The following is a 14,125-nucleotide window of genomic DNA, read 5'->3' as shown; positions in this document are numbered from 1 at the left end:
TATCGGCGGCATTCCCCCTGATTACGCTTATTCCCGGAGTTTCCCCATGCGCGCCGAAGCGCAAGCCCATGTAGACAAGATCAACGATGCGCTCTCGCTGCTGCGCCGCTTCCTCGACTGGGACCGCGCGCTGCGTCGGCTCGACGAGCTGAACGCGCGCGTCGAGGACCAGGCATTGTGGAACGATCCCAAGGCCGCGCAGGACGTCATGCGCGAACGTCGCCGGCTGGACGAGGCGATCACCGCCACCCGCACCATCGAGCGTGAACTGTCCGACACCGTCGAACTGATCGAGATGGCCGACGAGGAAGGCGATGCCGAGATGGCCGACGAAGGCGTCGCCAATCTCGCCGAACTCGCGAAGCGCGCCGATCACGACAAGGTACAGGCGCTGCTGTCGGGCGAAGCCGATGCCAACGACACCTATATCGAGATCAACGCCGGCGCGGGCGGGACCGAGAGCCAGGACTGGGCCGGCATGCTGCAACGCATGTACACCCGCTGGGCCGAACGACGTGGGCTGAAGGTCGAACTGGTCGACCAGCATACCGGCGAACAGGCCGGCATCAAATCGGCGACCTTGCTCATCAAGGGCGAGAATGCGTACGGCTTCGCCAAGACCGAAGGCGGCGTCCATCGCCTCGTCCGCATCAGCCCCTATGACAGCGCCGCACGCCGGCACACCTCGTTCGCGTCGATCTGGGTCTATCCGGTAATCGACGACAATATCGAGGTCGACTATAACGAAAGCGACCTGCGCATCGACACCTATCGCGCGTCGGGTGCTGGTGGTCAGCACATCAACACCACCGATTCGGCGGTGCGGATCACCCATATTCCGACCGGCATCGTCGTACAGTGTCAGAATCAGCGGTCGCAGCACAAGAACAAGGCCGAAGCCTATAACCAGCTGCGCGCCCGCCTGTACGAACGCGAACTGGCGATCCGCGAAGCGGAGGCCAATGCGGAGAACGCGACCAAGACCGATATCGGCTGGGGTCACCAGATCCGCTCCTATGTGTTGCAGCCGTACCAGATGGTGAAGGACCTGCGCACCGGCGTCGTCTCGACCGCGCCGGGCGACGTACTCGACGGCGCGCTCGATCCGTTCATGGCGGCGGCGCTGTCGCAGCGGGTGACCGGCGAAGCGGTCGAAGTCGAGGATGTCGACTGAGATGCGCCGCGTCCTCCCGGCCCTGCTGTTGCTGCTGGCCGGCTGCGATGCGACGCAGCCGAGCGCGGGTGCCAATGCGCAGCGGGAGGACCGGCACGACTTTCCGAAGGCCGACCGGCCGGTGGCGACGATCGTGTCGGCCCGCTGGTCGACCGAGGAAGCGCGCGACCGGCTGAACGAGGCCGAACTGGTGATGGACCGCGCCGGCATCGCGTCCGGCATGACCGTCGCCGATATCGGCGCGGGCGAGGGCTATTACACCATCCGCATGGCGCAGCGCGTCGGCCCGGACGGGCGGGTGCTGGCCGAGGACATCATTCCGCAGATCCGCGATGCGCTGGCGCAACGCGTGGCGCGCGAACGGCTCGACAATGTCAGCGTGCGGCTGGGCGAACCCGATGATGCGAAGCTGCCCGCGAACAGTTTCGACCGGGTGCTGATGGTCCATATGTACCATGAGATCGCCGAGCCGTATGCGTTCCTGTGGAACCTGCGCCCGTCGCTGCGCCCCGGCGGACAGGTGGTGGTGGTCGACGCCGACCGTCCGACCCAGAATCACGGCACCCCGCCCGCGCTGCTGAAATGCGAATTCGAAGCGGTCGGATACCGCCAGGTCGAGTTGCAGCGCATGCCCTCGGCCGGCGGCTATATCGCGATGTTCACGCCCGAGGGCGCACGCCCCGCGCCGGACAGGATCGTACCATGCCGCGTGCCGGTGCCCACGCCGAGTGCGAGTCCCAGCGGCAACCACAAGGGCTGACGGGCGCTCTCCCTCTTACCTCAGCACCCGCACCAAACCCGTTCAGTTCGAGCAGTTTCGAGCGAAGTCGAGAAACGTCCGTCGAGAACCCGGCCGCTTGGAGCACCCCCTTTTCGACGACGGTTCTCGACAAGCTCGAAGCAAACGGAGCGGGAAAGCCAAGCCCGATCGACATTCAGCGAAGTTGCTCCCCTCCCTGACAAGGGAGGGGTTGGGGGTGGGTAGGCCCGCGAGGAAAGGCCACGTCCGCCAACGGACCAACCCACCCCCGGCCCCTCCCTTCTCAGGGAGGGGAGAGATCAAATCGGCCCTTGATGGTCGATCGGGCCTAACCGTCACCCCAACAACACCGGTGCCAGCAACAGCAACAACTTCACATCGACCGCCTTCCCCGCCGCCCGCTGGTCCGCCACGAACCCGGCGAGGTCCGCCAGCGCCACCCGGTGGACGATGATGTCCTCCCCCGGCACACCGCCGCCATCGCCGACCCGCGTCAATGCGCCCGCGCGGAACAGCGTGAAGCTTTCCGACACCATCCCCGGCGACGAATGATATTCGCCGAGCGCGGTCATGCTGGCCGCGCGATAGCCGGTCTCTTCCTCCAGCTCGCGCGCCGCGGCGACCGCCGCCGCCTCGCCGGCGCTGTCGTCGCCGACCAGCCCGGCGGGCAGTTCGATACAGGCCCGGCCCAGCGGCACGCGATATTGCTCGACCAGCAGCACATGGCCGTCGTCGATCGCCACGATCACCGCCGCGCCGATGCCGTTCGCGCGCCCGACATATTCCCATCGCCCGCGTTTTTTCGCGGTGATGAAGCGTCCCGCCCACATCACTTCTTCGGGAGCATCGCTGTCGATCATCGAACGTCCTGTCATGGCCCTTGCGCGTCGCCACCGTATCGAAGCACAACAGCGGCCTCAACCATGGGGAGATGGTCATGGGAATGATCAAGGAATTCCGAACCTTCGTCGCGCGCGGCAACGTCCTCGACCTCGCGGTCGGCGTCATCATCGGCGCTGCGTTCGGTACGATCACCAAATCGCTGACCGACGACATCATCATGCCGGTGATCGGCTATCTCTTCGGTGGTTTCGATTTTTCCAGCTATTTCGTGCAGCTCGGCCCGATCCCGGCCAGCTATACCGGTTCGCCCGACAACTACGCGGCACTCAAGGCGGCAGGTGTACCGCTGTTCGGCTATGGCGAATTCATCAGCGTGATCATCAACTTCCTGATCCTCGCCTTCATCGTCTTCCTGCTGGTCAAGTTCGTGAACCGCGCGATCGCGGTGGTCCATGAAGAACAGAAGACCGGCGCAGCCGAGCCCGCCGCCGATCCGGTCGACGTCGCGCTGCTCCGCGAAATCCGCGACGAACTGCGCGCGGCGCGGGCACGGCCGGAAGCCTGACCTTCCTCCCCTCCCTGACAAGGGAGGGGCCGGGGGTGGGTCGGCCCGCGAGGAAACGATCCCGCGCCACAACCGGCCAACCCACCCCAACCCCTCCCTTCCGGGGAGGGGCTAGCTCAGGCCGCCGCCAATTCCAGCGCCGCTGCCTGCGCCAGACTCGTGCCGTCGAGAATCCGCGCGGTCTCGTCGCGCACCCGCGCCATCGCGTGGCGGATCGCGCAGCCCGCTTCGTCCTTGCAGTCGCCGCAGGGGCGATAGGCGGTGCGGCTAACGCACGGCACCAGCGCCAGCGGCCCTTCGATCACGCGGATGATCTCGCCCAGCGAAATCAGATGCGCCGCCCGCGCGAGGTGATAGCCACCCGCCTTGCCCCGCGTCGACGACAGGAACCCGGCCTCGCGCAGGTCCGCCAGAATCAGTTCGAGGAATTTGCGCGGCACGTTGGCGGCGGTGGCGATGCGGTGCATCGGCATGGGTGCCTCGCCCGCGGGTTGTTCGGCAAGGAACAGCATCGCGCGCAATGCATAGCGGGAACGCTGGGTCAACATCGTCCCCTGCCCATGCCACTTGCGCTCCGGCAAGGGAAGTACGGTTCTTTTCAAAGCAGGGACAGTCGCCTATATGGGTCGGTGTCGGCTTCCAGCCGGCTATGACGATAAACTGCGGCGTGCAATAGACGCAGCGGACCCGGGGGCAGTACCCGGCGGCTCCACCATAAGGTGGTGTTTCTGGACACCGTTTCTGACGGGGCCGAACCAGGATCGACGTGTGTTGAAAAGCGCTGTTTTCGTTCGGAATGGGACCACCGCAACGGCCCATACACACAAGTGCCAACGATAACGAAGCACTCGCGATTGCGGCGTAACTAAGGGCTTCACGGCCTGAAGTTACTCCAAAATAGCGCGGTTGGACCGAACCGGGCAACAGAATCGGATTCCAGCGGTACGGGGGGCACCGGGCAACAGAAGCTCCCCACCTGTTCCGAACATCCGATGTCGTTCCCGCGAAGGCGGGAACCCATAACCCATGCCGTCGCGCCCCCATCATTGGCACCGGCGTCTATGTATTCCCGCCTGCGCGGGAATGACGAAGGGAAAGCGACGGAAGGTTCCCCACCACCAGGATCCCCGCTACGGCCCGCGCATGGACATCGACCTCATCGCCCTGCTCATGCTGGTCGCGTTCGGCGCGGCGACGCTCGATGCGATGGCGGGGGGCGGCGGGCTCATCACCCTGCCCGCGCTGCTCGCCGCCGGGGTGCCGCCGGTCGCGGCGCTGGGTACCAACAAGCTGCAAAGCGCGTGCGGGACGGCCGGTGCGACCTTCGCCTTCTGGCGCAAGGGCCATATCGACCTGCGCCGCTTCACCTGGCCCGCGCTCGCTTCGTTCGCCGGGGCGGCGGGCGGCGCGGCGCTGGTGCAGGCGATCGACCCGCATTTCCTGTCGGCGGTGCTGCCGGTCCTGCTGATCGCGATGGCGCTGTATTTCCTGTTCGGGCCGCGCCTGTCCGACGTCGATACCCATGTCCGCCTCGCCCCCGCCGGCCTGCTGCTCGCGATCGCAGCGATCGGAACCTATGACGGATTTTTCGGACCGGGCACCGGATCGTTCTTCACCCTGCTGCTGGTCACCGCCGCCGGCATGGGCGCGACGCGCGCGGTGGCGCATACCAAGCTGCTGAACCTCGCCAGCAATCTGGCCGGGGTCGCCGTGCTGGTCGCGGGCGGCCATGTGTGGTGGACGCTCGGCCTCGCCATGGCGCTCGCCAGCCTTGCCGGGGGGCAGGTCGGCGCGGCGCTCGCCATCCGCTGGGGCGGGCGCGCGATCCGGCCGCTGCTGGTCGTCCTGTCGCTGGCATTGACGGTGAAGCTGCTGGCCGACCCGGCCAACCCGCTGCGGGTCTGGCTGGGGGTCTGATCTCTACGCTACCCGTTCGGTTCGAGCAGCTTCGGGCCTGTCGAGAAGCGCCCGTCGAGAACGCCCCGTTTGGGGCACACCCTTCTCGACTTCGGTTCTCGACAGGCTCGAGCCTGCGCTCGAAGCAAATGGTGGAGGAATAACGGCAAGCCTCAATCCAGCCGCCGCCCCGCGATCCGCGTCAGCCGGCACGCCAGATCCGCCTCGCCCGACGCGACGATCCAGTCGTCGTCGTCGCGGACGATGCCGGTCGTGAACACCACCGGCTGCGGCAGATACGCCTGATGCGCGAACGGCGCGATCAGCGCCGGTGCCGCCGCCAGCACCACGACCGATTCGTCGCGCTCCAGCACCCGGCCGGCATCCGCATCGATCAGCGCGCGATAGGTCCGGTACACCCCGACCGCCCCCTGTTTCTCGACGCCGTGATACAGCAGCATCCACCCGCGCGCCGTCCGCACCGGCGGCGTGCCACCGCCCAGCTTATACGCCGCCGCGCCCTTCAACGGTCGCAGCGCCGGTTCGGCCAGCGGCCGCCAGTGCAGCATGTCGGGCGAGGTGGCGAGGTTGATGCTCGGCCCGCTGCCCTCCGCGCCCTCGGGCGGCGCCACGAACCACGCATCCGACAGCGGCCGGGTCAGCGACACGAATCGCTCGCCCACCCGCCCCTCGAACGGGACCATGTCCTTGTTGCCATGGTCGAGCACCATGCCCTGCGACTGCCAGCCAAGCCCGTCGTCCGACCGGTACATCACCGTACACAGCCGCCCGCCCGACACCCCACACACCGTCATCCAGTACACACCGTCGATCGCCACGATGCGCGGGTCCTCGATGCCATATTGCGCGTAGTCGGCAGAGGGTTCGACCGCGCGGTCGTACCGCACCGCCACCACCCGCTGCCCGTCGGCCGACAATTCGACCGGCAACAGCCACGACAACGACGTCAGCCCCAGAAACGGATAGGCCCCGCCTGTCAGCGCGAAGAATCGCGGATCGCGCACATCGGCCGCGTCCGCCGCGAACCCGTCGAGCACATAGCCCTTCGCCGTCCAGCGGATTGAGCGCACCTGTCCGCCCCGCACCGGTTCGCAGAGCGCCTCGGCGATCCGCACCAGCAGCAGCAAATTGCCGTTCGGCAACCGCGTCAGCGCCGGATTGAACGCCCCCAGCACATAGGTCGGTTCGGATATGCCCCGCCTGAGCGGCGATCGGGTCAGGTCGACATCGTCGGGGGCGAAGACGATCCGGTCGTCGCTCACGCGGCCGAACTGCCGTCCTGCATCGACTGATGATGGCGGATCACCTCGTCGATGATGAACCGCAGGAACTTCTCCGAAAATTCGGGGTCGAGATCGGCATCGCGGGCCAGCGACCGCAGCCGCGCGATCTGCGCCTCCTCGCGCCCCGGATCGGCGGCGGGCAGCCCCTCGTCCGCCTTGTAGCGGCCGACCGCCTGCGTCACCTTGAACCGCTCGGCCAGCAAAAAGACCAGCGCGGCATCGATATTGTCGATGCTCTGGCGAAAGCGTTGCAGCGTCGCGTCGTGCATGGGCGTCCTTCATGGGCGGTCGGTGCCGGAATATGCCCCTTTCGCGCGACCGGCCGCGTCACGCAACCCCGCCTTTCCCTTGCGTTCGCGTGTCCGAACCGCCACATCGCTGGGACATGACGGCTACCCTGCACCGCCTCGACAAGCGCACCGAACCTTCGCTCGATCCGCTGATGGCGCTCGTCGCCGACGACATGAATCGCGTGAATTCGGTCATCCTCGACCGGATGCAATCGAAGATCCCGTTGATCCCCGAACTCGCCGGCCACCTGATCGCGGGCGGCGGCAAGCGGATGCGGCCGATGCTGACGCTCGCTGCGGCCCGGCTGATCGGCTATGGCGGCACGCGCCACCACCTGCTGTCGGCGGCGGTCGAATTCATCCACACCGCGACGCTGCTCCACGACGACGTGGTCGACGGCTCCGACCTGCGCCGGGGCAAGCGCACCGCCAACATCATCTGGGGCAATCCCGCCAGCGTGCTGGTCGGCGACTTCCTGTTCTCCAAGAGCTTCGAACTGATGGTCGAGGCCGAAAGCCTGAAGGCGTTGCGCGTCCTGTCGGGCGCGTCCGCCGTCATCGCCGAGGGTGAGGTCAACCAACTGACCGCGATCCGCCGCATCGACACGCCCGAGGACCGCTATCTCGACATCATCGGTGCCAAGACCGCCGCGCTGTTCGCCGCCGCCTGCCGTATCGCCGCGATCGTCGCCGAACGTTCCGACGCCGACGAAGCCGCGCTCGACGCCTATGGCCGCAATCTCGGCATCGCGTTCCAGCTGGTCGACGACGCCATCGATTACGTGTCCGACGCCGATACCATGGGCAAGGATGCCGGCGACGATTTCCGCGAAGGCAAGATGACGCTGCCGGTCATCCTCGCCTATGCCCGCGGCGACGAAGCCGCGCGCAGCTTCTGGCGCGACGCGGTGTCGGGCAAGCGTGCGGGCGATGCCGATTTCGCCCATGCGATCACGCTGGTCCAGTCGTCGCGCGCGGTCGACGATACGCTCGCCCGCGCCCGCCATTACGGCCAGCGTGCGATCGACGCGATCGGTCGCTTCCCCGATGGCCCGGCCAAGGACGCGATGGTCGAGGCGGTCGAATTCGCGGTTCGCCGCGCCTATTGATCGGACCGGCCACGTCCGGTTGCACCAAAATCGCTTGTGGCGGAATGGGTTACCATGCCTGATTCGCCGACGCTCGACGACGCCGCCTTCACCATCCGCATCGATCCGGCGCGCAAGCTGCTCGACATCGACCTGCGCGGGCTATGGGACCCGGCGATCGTCGTGCGGTTCCGCGATGCGCTGGCGACGATGCTCGCCCGACTGCCGGCACTGGGCTGTCCGCTGGGGCAGCAGGTCACGCTGTTCGACATGACGCAGTTCGCGGTCCAGCCGCGCGAGGTGCTGCCCCTGCTCGAACAGATCGCCGCCAATCCCGGCGTCTCCTCCCGCCGCATTGCGATCGTCGTTAACAGCACGTTGTTGAAGATGCAGGCCAAGCGCCTCGCGCCGAACATCGCCCTGTTCGAAGCACGCGAGCCGGCACTGGCGTGGTTGGCGGAGGACGGGCCGGCGGCGCGCTGACGCTTCCGGGCATTCGATGTCACCCCGGACCTGACTGAAACCTCTGCGAAGGCAGGTCCGCCCGTTGCCGGGCATCGACAATCTACGGACACCCCCCCGACGGATCGGGCATCTCCCCTCCCTGACAAGGGAGGGGTCGGGGGTGGGTAGGCCGGTTGTGGCGCGCTAACCGTTCCCTCGCGGGCCGACCCACCCCCAGCCCCTCCCTTGTCAGGGAGGGGAGCAAGGTCTGCCGCGACGCCGATGAATAGCCATGGAACCGGGACACACCACTTCCCGGCACCGACCCATACTTTCCTACACCGCAAACCCGTGACAGGCTCGCCCAACGCTCTGTCGCATCGTCGCCATTCCGACCCGCACGGTCAAAACCGCGCGCCCGTCAGCCCATCGACGTCACCACCACAAACCGCGCACGAGTGTGACCTTCGTGACCTTCGACCTCAAACCGCCCGCTTCTCCAACGCCTGCGCCGCCTCCGCCATCAGCGTCGCGATGATCTCGGCCGCCGGTTCTTCCTTCGTCACCATGCCGACCGACTGGCCGGCCATCAGGCTGCCATGCTCGACATCGCCGTCGATCACCGCGCGGCGCAGCGCGCCCGCCCAGTAATGTTCGATCTGCAACTGCGCCTCGGCCATCGCCACGCCGCCCTCGTCGAGCATCTGCGCCACTTCGCGCTGCTTCGCGGTGAACAGCTCGCCCCCGGCATTCTTCAGCGCGCGCACCGGGATGACCGGCAGGCGCGCGTCGATCTGTACGCTGGCCACCGCATCGCGGGCCGATGCGCGCAGGAACGCCTTCTTGAACGCCGGATGCGCGATCGATTCGGTCGCACAGACGAAGCGCGTGCCGAGCTGCACCCCCGCCGCACCCATGTCGAGATACCCCGCGATCGCCTCGCCACGGCCGATCCCGCCCGCGACGAACACCGGGACCTTTTCGGCGACCTCGGGCAGCATCTCCTGCGCCAGCACGCTGGTCGACACCGGACCGATATGGCCGCCCGCCTCCATCCCCTCGATCACCAGCGCGTCCGCGCCCGACCGGATCAGCTTTTTCGCCAGCGCCAGCGCGGGGGAGAAGGCGATGACCTTGGCCCCCGTCGCCTTGATCGCTTCCAGCGACCCCTTGGGCGGCAGGCCGCCGGCCAGCACGACATGGGTGACGCCGTGCCGCCCGCACACGTCGATCAGGTCGAACAGCGCCGGGTGCATGGTAATCAGGTTCACGCCGAACGGCTTGTCCGTCAGCGCCCTGGTCCCGGCGATCTCTGCATCGAGCAGGTCGGGGGTCATCGCCCCGCATGCGATCACGCCGAACCCGCCGGCGTTGGAGATGGCGGCGACAAGGTTGCGCTCGGACACCCACGACATCGCGCCACACAGGATGGCGGTCTCGGAACCGAGGAAGTCGCGGCCGCGCGCCATGCGGCGCTCAAGGCGCTCGGCGCCGATCGAAGCGTTGGTCATTGCCCCGCCTAGCGCGGGCGGGCGGCTTCGGGCAAGCAGGGACGATGATGCGACAGGAACATGGCGAGCTGGTGGTCACCACCAACGGACAGGGGCTGGTCCTGATGACCGGACAGGTCCGGCACTGGGTCGATGCGACCGGCATCGGCGACGGATTGCTGACGATGTTCTGCCGCCACACGTCGGCCTCGCTGCTGGTGCAGGAAAATGCCAGCGCCGCCGCGCGCGACGACCTCGAACGCTTCTTCCGCCACATCGCCCCCGAAAGCGACCGCTATGCCCATGACGAGGAAGGGCCCGACGACATGCCCGCGCATCTGCGCACCGCGCTGACCAACACGTCGCTGTCGATCCCCGTCGTCGGCCGTCGCCCGGTCCTCGGCATCTGGCAGGGCATCTACCTGTTCGAACACCGCAAGGGCGCGCATCGCCGACGCATCGCCGTCCACCTGCTAGGCGAATAAAATCCTCCCCGGCACGGGGAGGGGGACCAGCGAAGCTGGTGGAGGGAGATTTCCGCACCCGGAACGGTAGTCGGGAAGCGCTTTCCTACACCCGCCAACCCTGTCAGCCTCACGAAGTTCTTTCCCTTCGTAAGCCTTCGCCTTCCGCCAGGCCTTGATCCCCCACATCGCAAGGGACCGCGGGTCAAGTCGAGAACGCTGCGAAAGTCGCAAGCTTCGCCGAAAACGCACCGTACCCCCGCGTAGGCGGGGGTCCAGAGCCAGGCAGAATAACGGCTTGCGCCTGGAACCCTGGCCCCCCCGCCTGCGCGGGGGTGCGGCAGGGGACCGGACTAGGTACTTTCGCAGTGGTCTTGCTCAAGTCCGGGGTGACAAACCGACGGTTGCAAGTGCCCCCGTGTCAACTTCCACGCAGCCCTGCCGCCCCGACAAGCCACCAACCCCCTGACCAACCACGAAAAACAAAACGCCGGGGCCGCTGCGCAACCCCGACGTCCCGTCAACTTCGTCAACTTCCGGCCCGCTCGCCGGGACGGAGCGTTACCCCTCGGCGTCCAGCCCATAGGCCGTGTGCAGCACCCGCACCGCCAGTTCAGTATAATCCTCCTCGATCAGCACGCTGACCTTGATCTCCGACGTGGTGATCGCCTGGATGTTGATGCCGCGGTCGCCCAGCGTCTGGAACATGGTCGACGCCACACCCGCATGGCTGCGCATGCCGACGCCGACGATCGAGATCTTGGCGACCCGCGTGTCGTGGAGCAGCTTGGCGAAACCGATATCGCCGCTCGCCTTGTCCAGCGTGTCGAGCGCGCGGGCCAGTTCGGCGGCGGGCACGGTGAAGGTCACGTCGGTCGACCCCGCCGAATGCGCGATATTCTGCACGATCATGTCGACATTGATGCCGGCCGCCGCCAGCGGGGCAAAGATCGATCCGACCGAACCCGGACGGTCGGGCACGGCGACCAGAGTGATCTTCGCCTCGTTCTTGTCGTGCGCGATGCCGGTGATGAGCTGCCGTTCCATGTCCGTCACTTCCTCTTCGCCGACGATCAGCGTTCCACGATATCCGTCCTCGTCGCGCGTATCGTCGAACGACGACAGCACGCGGACGCGGACCTGTTCCTTCATCGCCAGCCCGACCGATCGGGTCTGGAGCACCTTTGCCCCGACCGATGCGAGTTCGAGCATTTCCTCGTACGTCACCCGCGCCAGCTTGCGCGCGCGCGGGACGATGCGCGGGTCGGTGGTATAGACGCCGTCGACATCGGTGTAGATGTCGCAGCGATCGGCCTGCATCGCCGCCGCCATCGCCACCGCCGACGTGTCCGACCCGCCGCGGCCCAGCGTGGTGATGCGCCGGTCGTCGGTCACGCCCTGAAATCCGGGGATCACCGCCACTTCGCCGCGCGCCAGCGATTCGTCGAGCGCGGTCGTGTCGATCGATTCGATCCGCGCGGTCGCATGGGCGTCGCTGGTGCGGATCGGCAATTGCCAGCCCAGCCACGAGCGCGCCGGCACGCCGATCGCCTGCAACGCGATCGCCAGCAGCCCGCTGGTCACCTGTTCGCCCGACGACACCACCGCATCATATTCGCGCGGGTCGTACAGCGCCGATGCCTCGCGACAAAAGCCGACCAGCCGGTCGGTATCGCCGGCCATCGCCGACACGACCACCGCGACCTGATTGCCCGATTCGACCTCGCGCTTCACGCGCTCGGCGACGTTGCGAATGCGTTCGATCCCCGCCATCGAGGTGCCACCGAACTTCATCACGATCCGCGCCATGCGTTTGCCATTCATCCTTGGGGGGAATGGCGGCGGCTGATAGGAGAGCGCCATGACGAACGCAAGCGAAGCAATCTTTATGTCCGAAAAAGCCTTGGGCACGCAATCAAGCGTCGTCGCGCGCGAAGCCGCCCATTTCGGGGAGATGGCCGCCGACTGGTGGAACCCGCACGGCAGCTCGGCGATGCTCCACCGGCTGAACCCGGTACGCCTCGCGTTCCTGCGCACCGCGATCGATTCGCATTGGGGCGGCGATGGCGTCGGCTTCACCCCGCTGGCGGGCAAGACGGTGCTCGACGTCGGCTGTGGCGCGGGGTTGCTCGCCGAACCGCTCGCGCGGCTCGGCGGCCAGGTCACCGGCGTCGATGCCGCGCCCGAAAATATCGGCGCGGCCCGTGCCCATGCAGCGATGAGCGGCCTGTCGATCGACTATCTGTCGGGCGGTGTCGAAGCCGTCGTCGGCCGCCGGTTCGACCTCGTCACCTCGCTCGAAGTGATCGAGCATGTCGCCGATCCCGCCGCCTTCGTCCATGCGCTGACACAGGCGGTGGCACCGGGCGGGCTGCTGGTCGTGTCGACGCCCAACCGCACCCCGCTCTCGCGCCTAGCGATGATCTCGGTCGGCGAAGGGATCGGCCTGATCCCGCGCGGCACCCATGACTGGGACCGGTTCCTGACCCCCGACGAACTGACGGCGCACCTGCGCGCCGGGGGCATGACCGTATCGCCGCCGACCGGCCTCGCCTTCTCGGCGACGCACGGCTTCAAACTGTCCGACGACGTTTCGCTCGACTATTTCCTGACGGCGACGCGGGGCTAGGTCCGCGTCGCCACCCGCATCACTTCTTGTCGAGGTTGATGATGAACAGCGGCCCGAATTCGAACGTCTGCTTGCCGGTCGCCAGTTGCAGCGACGCCATCAATTCGCCCGCCGCATAGTCGCGATCGGCCTTGCCCGCTACCTGCTGGAACTCGAACGCCTCACCCGCTTCGATCGGCCCGCCGACGATGGTGGTATAGGGTTCCTTGTTCAGCTGAATGCCCGCACTGGCGATCTTCGCCTTGGTCCCCGCCGGCATCCCCGTCGCACGGACGTGGAAGGCGAGGACGAGGCGGTCGCCCTTCGCCACCGGCGCGGTCGTCGGCGACTGGAGCTGGATGTTCCACGGATTCTTGTCGGCACCCGGAATCGACAGCTTCAGCACCTTGCCGCCATCGACATCCTTGCTGCGCGTCAGCGGCGGCTTCGGAATGCCATAGACCTGCAGGCTGCCCGGCATCGGCGCGTTGATGACCTTTGCGGCAAAATCTTCGGCGGTCTGCGCGGTCGACGGCGCGGCGACCACGGCAACCAGCGCGGCTGCCATCCAGCTTTTATGCATATCCCCTCCCAAGGAATGTTGGAGCGAGGATGCTAGGCGAATCGTGGTCGACCGTTCAACGGTAAACGTTGTCAGGGTCTGTCCGGAAACGCACGGTTAGGCGCGTTGCGGCACCGGCTCGAAACTCGCCCTTTCGCGCGGTTCGCAACAGACCCTCGGCATTGGCTGTCGGGATCGCTCTTCCCATCTTGCGGTGATGGACGACGACCTGCACCGCTTCACCACCTCGCAACGCGACAGCTATGCCGATGCGCTCGCCGAGCTTCGCGCCGGTGCGAAGCGCAGCCACTGGATATGGTTCGTGTTTCCGCAGATCGCCGGCCTCGGCCACAGCACCACCGCACGGCATTTCGCGATTCGCGATCTGGCAGAAGCCCGCGCCTATCTGGCGCATCCCTTGCTCGGTGAACGACTGCGCGAATCGAGCGAGGCCTTGCTCGCGCATCGCGGTCACGACATCGCCCACATCCTCGGCCCGATCGACGCGATCAAGCTGCGCTCGTCGATGACGCTGTTCGACGCGGCAGCGGATGGCGGCGAACCGGTCTTCGCCGCGATCCTCGACGGCTTCTACGGCGGCGAGCGTGATCCGGCCACGCTCGCCCGCCTGTAATCG

The 14,125-nt window shown here is 67.0% G+C and carries 16 protein-coding genes and 1 other RNA gene; 10 read left to right on the top strand and 7 right to left on the bottom strand.

The genetic code is table 11. The annotated features are described in order from the left end of the window. Window positions 1–46: 46 nt before the first annotated feature. Window positions 47–1,174 (top strand): peptide chain release factor 2, encoded by a 1,128-nt coding sequence (gene prfB / locus ASE50_RS04035; protein ID WP_056395911.1) that lies wholly within the window; start codon window positions 47–49, stop codon window positions 1,172–1,174. Window position 1,175: 1 nt separating this feature from the next. Continuing rightward, the gene (locus ASE50_RS04030; RefSeq protein WP_082438781.1) at window positions 1,176–1,934 is read left to right on the top strand and encodes a class I SAM-dependent methyltransferase; all 759 of its coding nucleotides are present in this window, start codon (window positions 1,176–1,178) and stop codon (window positions 1,932–1,934) included. 335 nt (window positions 1,935–2,269) lie between these two features. Here the strand turns inward: ASE50_RS04030 and ASE50_RS04025 are convergent, their stop codons facing one another. Further along, window positions 2,270–2,794 carry an NUDIX hydrolase gene (locus ASE50_RS04025; protein WP_056395907.1) on the bottom strand — a complete coding sequence of 175 codons (525 nt, stop codon included), beginning with the start codon at window positions 2,792–2,794 and terminating at the stop codon, window positions 2,270–2,272. A gap of 77 nt (window positions 2,795–2,871) precedes the next feature. Here ASE50_RS04025 and mscL point away from each other — a divergent pair, with 77 nt between their 5' ends. Beyond that, complete coding sequence (gene mscL, locus ASE50_RS04020; RefSeq protein ID WP_056396088.1) at window positions 2,872–3,342, top strand: large conductance mechanosensitive channel protein MscL; 471 nt, start codon at window positions 2,872–2,874, stop codon at window positions 3,340–3,342. Between the two features lie 116 nt (window positions 3,343–3,458). Here mscL and ASE50_RS04015 read toward each other — a convergent pair whose 3' ends face one another. Further along, a complete protein-coding gene (locus ASE50_RS04015; RefSeq protein WP_056395904.1) occupies window positions 3,459–3,890 on the bottom strand; it encodes an RrF2 family transcriptional regulator in 432 nt (143 codons plus the stop codon). 43 nt (window positions 3,891–3,933) lie between these two features. Between ASE50_RS04015 and ssrA the strand changes: the two genes are divergently transcribed. Both ssrA and ASE50_RS04010 read left to right on the top strand, forming a co-directional pair. After that, window positions 3,934–4,319: a transfer-messenger RNA gene (gene ssrA / locus ASE50_RS18120) on the top strand. Window positions 4,320–4,485: 166 nt separating this feature from the next. Further along, complete coding sequence (locus ASE50_RS04010) at window positions 4,486–5,259, top strand: TSUP family transporter (protein ID WP_056395901.1); 774 nt, start codon at window positions 4,486–4,488, stop codon at window positions 5,257–5,259. Window positions 5,260–5,411: 152 nt separating this feature from the next. Here the strand turns inward: ASE50_RS04010 and ASE50_RS04005 are convergent, their stop codons facing one another. Together ASE50_RS04005 and ASE50_RS04000 are read right to left on the bottom strand one after the other, a co-directional pair. Continuing rightward, window positions 5,412–6,521, bottom strand: coding sequence for a glycosidase (locus ASE50_RS04005; protein WP_056395896.1), 1,110 nt, complete (start codon window positions 6,519–6,521; stop codon window positions 5,412–5,414). Further along, complete coding sequence (locus tag ASE50_RS04000; protein ID WP_056395893.1) at window positions 6,518–6,811, bottom strand: chorismate mutase; 294 nt, start codon at window positions 6,809–6,811, stop codon at window positions 6,518–6,520. The genes ASE50_RS04005 and ASE50_RS04000 overlap by 4 nt, the downstream gene beginning before the upstream one ends. Window positions 6,812–6,927: 116 nt before the next feature. Between ASE50_RS04000 and ASE50_RS03995 the strand changes: the two genes are divergently transcribed. Further along, entirely contained in the window at window positions 6,928–7,941 is a 1,014-nt protein-coding gene (locus ASE50_RS03995; RefSeq protein WP_056395890.1) for a polyprenyl synthetase family protein, read from the top strand. 54 nt (window positions 7,942–7,995) lie between these two features. Further along, window positions 7,996–8,403, top strand: a complete 408-nt coding sequence (locus ASE50_RS03990; RefSeq protein ID WP_056395889.1) for a hypothetical protein — start codon at window positions 7,996–7,998, stop codon at window positions 8,401–8,403. Window positions 8,404–8,846: 443 nt separating this feature from the next. On the opposite strand, the gene ASE50_RS03985 is transcribed toward ASE50_RS03990, so the two are convergent. Further along, entirely contained in the window at window positions 8,847–9,833 is a 987-nt protein-coding gene (locus ASE50_RS03985) for an NAD(P)H-dependent flavin oxidoreductase (RefSeq protein WP_056396082.1), read from the bottom strand. Between the two features lie 89 nt (window positions 9,834–9,922). On the opposite strand from ASE50_RS03985, the gene ASE50_RS03980 reads away from it, so the two are divergent. Further along, the gene (locus ASE50_RS03980) at window positions 9,923–10,339 is read left to right on the top strand and encodes a secondary thiamine-phosphate synthase enzyme YjbQ (RefSeq protein WP_056396078.1); all 417 of its coding nucleotides are present in this window, start codon (window positions 9,923–9,925) and stop codon (window positions 10,337–10,339) included. A gap of 540 nt (window positions 10,340–10,879) precedes the next feature. Here ASE50_RS03980 and ASE50_RS03975 read toward each other — a convergent pair. Then, window positions 10,880–12,127 carry an aspartate kinase gene (locus ASE50_RS03975; RefSeq protein ID WP_056396075.1) on the bottom strand — a complete coding sequence of 416 codons (1,248 nt, stop codon included), beginning with the start codon at window positions 12,125–12,127 and terminating at the stop codon, window positions 10,880–10,882. Between the two features lie 79 nt (window positions 12,128–12,206). Here ASE50_RS03975 and ubiG point away from each other — a divergent pair, with 79 nt between their 5' ends. Beyond that, window positions 12,207–12,947, top strand: coding sequence for a bifunctional 2-polyprenyl-6-hydroxyphenol methylase/3-demethylubiquinol 3-O-methyltransferase UbiG (gene ubiG / locus ASE50_RS03970; RefSeq protein ID WP_235512146.1), 741 nt, complete (start codon window positions 12,207–12,209; stop codon window positions 12,945–12,947). A 19-nt stretch (window positions 12,948–12,966) separates the two neighbouring features. Here ubiG and ASE50_RS03965 read toward each other — a convergent pair whose 3' ends face one another. Beyond that, the gene (locus ASE50_RS03965) at window positions 12,967–13,509 is read right to left on the bottom strand and encodes a hypothetical protein (RefSeq protein WP_156347290.1); all 543 of its coding nucleotides are present in this window, start codon (window positions 13,507–13,509) and stop codon (window positions 12,967–12,969) included. A gap of 196 nt (window positions 13,510–13,705) precedes the next feature. Here ASE50_RS03965 and ASE50_RS03960 point away from each other — a divergent pair, with 196 nt between their 5' ends. Further along, window positions 13,706–14,122, top strand: a complete 417-nt coding sequence (locus ASE50_RS03960; protein ID WP_056395883.1) for a DUF1810 domain-containing protein — start codon at window positions 13,706–13,708, stop codon at window positions 14,120–14,122. Window positions 14,123–14,125 lie beyond the last annotated feature (3 nt).

Source organism: Sphingomonas sp. Leaf5 (assembly GCF_001421155.1).
Lineage (GTDB): Bacteria > Pseudomonadota > Alphaproteobacteria > Sphingomonadales > Sphingomonadaceae > Sphingomonas.
The sequence above is the reverse complement of the archived record's forward strand: the minus strand, read 5'-3'. Positions and strand labels throughout refer to the sequence as shown.